Origin of the sequence: Novosphingobium sp. (genome assembly GCF_019748365.1) — a bacterium.
Taxonomy (GTDB): domain Bacteria; phylum Pseudomonadota; class Alphaproteobacteria; order Sphingomonadales; family Sphingomonadaceae; genus Novosphingobium.
The window spans coordinates 1-4,050 of the sequence record NZ_JAIEPN010000178.1; the positions used below are offsets into that span (position 1 = coordinate 1).

Annotated in this window: 6 protein-coding genes; 3 read left to right on the forward strand and 3 right to left on the reverse strand. The window is 60.0% G+C overall.

Features of this window, described 5'->3' with window-relative positions; translation table 11 throughout:
- On the reverse strand, positions 1-306 hold a 306-nt coding region (locus K5Q19_RS19220; protein ID WP_292948509.1), incomplete at its 3' end, for a hypothetical protein.
- On the reverse strand, positions 303-929 hold the full coding sequence (locus K5Q19_RS19225; RefSeq protein ID WP_292948511.1) for a cation transporter: 627 nt from the start codon (positions 927-929) through the stop codon (positions 303-305). The genes K5Q19_RS19225 and K5Q19_RS19220, both read right to left, overlap by 4 nt.
- Before the next feature lie 77 nt (positions 930-1,006).
- On the opposite strand from K5Q19_RS19225, the gene K5Q19_RS19230 reads away from it, so the two are divergent.
- Entirely contained in the window at positions 1,007-1,417 is a 411-nt protein-coding gene (locus K5Q19_RS19230; protein ID WP_292948513.1) for a helix-turn-helix domain-containing protein, read from the forward strand.
- Positions 1,418-1,547: 130 nt separating this feature from the next.
- Complete coding sequence (locus K5Q19_RS19235) at positions 1,548-1,886, forward strand: YnfA family protein (RefSeq protein ID WP_039330825.1); 339 nt, start codon at positions 1,548-1,550, stop codon at positions 1,884-1,886.
- Between the two features lie 188 nt (positions 1,887-2,074).
- Here the strand turns inward: K5Q19_RS19235 and K5Q19_RS19240 are convergent, their stop codons facing one another.
- A complete protein-coding gene (locus tag K5Q19_RS19240; RefSeq protein ID WP_156135676.1) occupies positions 2,075-2,224 on the reverse strand; it encodes a hypothetical protein in 150 nt (49 codons plus the stop codon).
- Between the two features lie 1,082 nt (positions 2,225-3,306).
- On the opposite strand from K5Q19_RS19240, the gene K5Q19_RS19245 reads away from it, so the two are divergent.
- Positions 3,307-4,050 (forward strand): lytic transglycosylase domain-containing protein (locus K5Q19_RS19245; protein WP_292948520.1); only part of this gene is annotated, 744 nt, incomplete at its 3' end.

The window sequence follows — 4,050 nt, forward strand, 5'->3', positions numbered from 1 at the left end:
AATCCAATGGTCCCACCTTGTGATCAGGTGACTATAGCCGTCATCGCGCAGACGCTTCGGCCATTCGGTGCCGGCAGCTTCGTGCTGGGACGTCACGATCCACTGTGTCCCGAACGGAATAATGCCAAGGAGGCGGAGCTTGACCTCATAGCGCTCGCCAGGCCGAAACCTGTCGAACGCCGCGTCATCGACCGGGATGAAGCGCACCAGCGGCCAGGCGATATGCTGCAGCAGGCGCGCCGTCTGCACCTCGGCCCAGACTGTTTCCGGCTTGAGCGCGATATGTGTCGAACGGGAAACCTTCATGCCGCAACGCTCCGCAATTCACGCCGTGCCTGCTGGACAATCTGAATGCCGCCGCTGATCCCGAGCAGTGCCAAAATCGCTGCAACAATAAGGTCGGGCCAGGCTGTTCCGATGCCGAACACGCCAAGTGCGGCCGCCATAACGGCGATATTGCCGATCGCGTCATTGCGCGAGCATATCCAGACCGAGCGCATGTTCGCGTCTCCAGTGCGAAAACGGTAGAGCATGATGGCGACACCGGTGTTGGCCGCCAGCGCGAGCGCGCCGATGATTCCCATCAGTTCAGGCTCGGGTGCAGCTCCGCCGAGCGCCGCCAGAACGGCTGTGATCACGACCCAACCACCCAGACCGATGAGGGCGAGCCCCTTGGCCAGCGCCGCCCGCGCGCGCCATGCCAGCGCCATCCCGGCAACCAGCAGGCTGATCGCATAATTGGCGGCATCGCCCAGAAAATCGAGTGCGTCCGCCTGCAACGCGCGGCTGTCCGCAGCGGCCCCTGCCGCCATTTCCACCGCGAACATGCCGGCGTTCACGCCGAGCGCGATCCACAAAGCCCTGCGCCAGCGCGGGTCGTTCAGAGTTGCCGTCGTTCCGCACGCGGCCTTGCAGCAATCATCAGCCATCTTTTTGCCTTCTCGACAATCTGCGAGTCGGCATTCTATGTACACCCTGTAGCAACTACAGGGTCAAGCCCGAAGGAGTGGCAGTGAAAATTGGCGAACTCGCGAGCGCCGCGGCGACGAAAGTCGAGACGGTGCGCTATTATGAAAAGATCGGGCTGTTGCCGCCACCCGCCCGGACAAGTGCCAATTACCGTGCCTATGGCAATGATCATCTGGCGCGCCTGTCGTTCATCCGCCGCGCCCGCGATCTCGGTTTCACGCTCGAAGCCGTGCGCGAACTGCTCACGCTGTCGGATGACAAGGCCCAATCCTGCGATGCCGTTGACGGAATCGCGCGCGTCCACCTCACCGAAATCGACCGCAAGATCGCCGATCTGAGCGCACTGCGCGGCGAACTGGACCGGGTCATCGGATCCTGCCGTCACGGGACCGTGGCCGACTGCAAGATCATCGAGACCCTCGCCCCGCGCACGCTGACCGCAACGTGATCGAAGATCGCTGCTTTGGCGCCAACGCTTCGGCCTCGCGTGCATGGATCCACCAGACCGCGTTGACGATGCTGCGACACCCGGCAATGGTCTGCCCAGCCCCACTATCGCCACGGATCGAGCACTAACCATGCCAACCCTGCAAACCGGACTCATCTATGCGCTCGCCGCGCTGGCGGAGATCGCCGGTTGCTTCTCGTTCTGGGCATGGTTGCGGCTCGACAAATCTGCCTGGTGGGTTGCGCCGGGCATGGTGTCGCTCGCGATTTTTGCCTGGCTCCTCACGCTGGTCGATACATCCGCTGCGGGCCGCGCATTCGCAGCCTATGGCGGCGTCTACATCGCAGCGTCACTGATTTGGCTTTGGAGTGTCGAAGGCGCACGACCCGACCGCTGGGATGTCATTGGCGCGGCGATTTGTCTCGTCGGAGCAGGATTGATTCTGGTGGGTCCGGGACGATCAGCCTGATGGCTGCAATTGGGATGGTCACTCGAAAAGCATTTCGTGAACATCCCGAATGCCAATAAGTTAAAGGCTATAATGAATAGCTTTTACGAGGCTTGCTCGACTGTTAGGCATTCGCGCAAGAGCGGTCCAAAAGAAAGCGGGCGCCCAGTTGGTGACCGGACGCCCGCCCTTATGCCTTGGCTAGTCCCTTACGGGCAGCAGTCCATTGCAGCCTCGCAGCATGCGAGCACGAGGTCGCAGCAGGACATTGCGAGCGATGCGACCTGCTCCGGCGCGGCGGCAAAAGCAGCTGAGCTGGAACCGAGCAGCACTGCTGCCGTGATGATGTACTTCTTCATGATGTTTATCTCCGTTGAAATTGAATTCCGTCGATCAGCGGAGCATTCGGGGAGGCGGCGGTTCCGGCCCCCCGTTAGGCAGGGGCGGAAACTTTTCGAGAAGCGCTAGAAAATTGAGTGACGAAAGATCGCGCGGCTCTAGCGACGAAACGCGCGCTGCCGGAAGCGTCTGGCACAAGGCCAAGCAATAGCTCTGACACTGCCCGCGCTCATCATCCATGCATTCGCTGCAGTCGCCTGCGTCCGCGTTCATCTCTGCCATCGGCGCGCAACCGTTCGCTGCATAGGTCGCCTCTATGGGTAGCAGCGCGGCAAGAAATGCCGCGAGATAGAGAAAGAGGCGCTGTGTCACCGTTTGGTCCATACCACTGTGTTCGACGTGATCAAAGACATAGTTACACAGCCTCGCGCAAAGCTTAACGCAGCTTCGAGCAACGCAAGCTTCTTAGCGATATCAGAAGGCTTCTCGCCTTTTGTGAGCCCCGCAAGTCTCAGACTAGCACCCCGAAATGCAAAAAATCAGAGGGCTTCAGTGATGTGGATTTACGGCCCCCCAGGCTAGCCAAGGATGTTAGGTTGACGCCTGAGCGATCGACAGCTTCCTCGATCATTCACCTACAAACTAGATGAGCAAAATTTGGGCACAAAGCTGAAGTTAGGGGCTGTGGACGCCAATGGCACCAACCCAGCAAATTCAGCTACTCTCGTTAATCTCTGTGCTGGCCGAAGCCAGATAACTGACTGCATCCTGCAAGTAAGCGCACCCTACAGCACCACTCCGCTGCGTCTATTGCAGTGATGAACTCCGGTGCCGATGCAGTTCCAACGGCCGATCACATTTTCGGTCCACGTTCGTTCGACCATGATACGCGATGTGGTCGCAGCTTCGGTCCGCTCGATCAAGCTGAGTGGCAGATTTCGACAAAAACGGTCACTTTGATGTGTGGCGAGGAACGACCGGGTCTTGGGCGGCAGATGCTGTTGCGGTGCTTACCTCTCCAAATCCATACGACGCTTGCGCCAGCGGAGCCATCTCGATAACCTTAGTTGGCGGTTCCTAAGCCATGCCGAAAGGTGTGGTTATGAAAATCTACCTCAGCGCAGCGCTTGTCGCGCTAAATTCTCAAGCCGTCGCCCAAGAGGTCAAGCTTGAGGACTTCTCGAGCAGCACGCCCTCTGAATTCGCGCTCTTGGTGCCCGGAGTGGTTGTCAAAAGTCCCAACGCGCAGCTGCAAGCCAAGCAGCCCGTTCCCGAGACTGAAGCGACAGCGTTTGCGGAGGAGCAGGAGATCACCCCTGTCAGCCCCGCGCCCCCGTTGTTCTATATCCCGTCCTGGATGAGACGCGGAAGCTCCACCGTCATTCCCGTGCCGGTGAATGCATCGAGCCTCGCGCCAGGTCCCGATTGTCTCTCTGGAGGGTACTTCCCGCGCTATGACCTGTCCGAGATGGCACAATCGCGACGCCGTCTCTATTTCCGCCACGTCGCTGCCGCCGCCTGCGAAGCCGGCGTCCCTGTGCGGCTGTTCGACGCGCTCGTTGCTCATGAAAGCCGCTACCAGCCCTTTGCGCGCAGTCCTGCCGGGGCGATGGGCATGGCACAGCTGATGCCGGGGACCGCAAGCTATCTTGGCGTTTCAGATCCTTGGGACCCTGTCGAAAACCTCCGCGGGGGAGCGCGTTACCTGCGTGAGCAGCTCGATCGCTATGGCTCATGGCATCTTGCTTTGGCTGCGTACAATGCCGGTCCGGGCAACGTCGACAAGCATGGCGGAGTTCCGCCCTTTGCTGAAACGCGCAGCTATGTCCGCACCATACTTGCATCG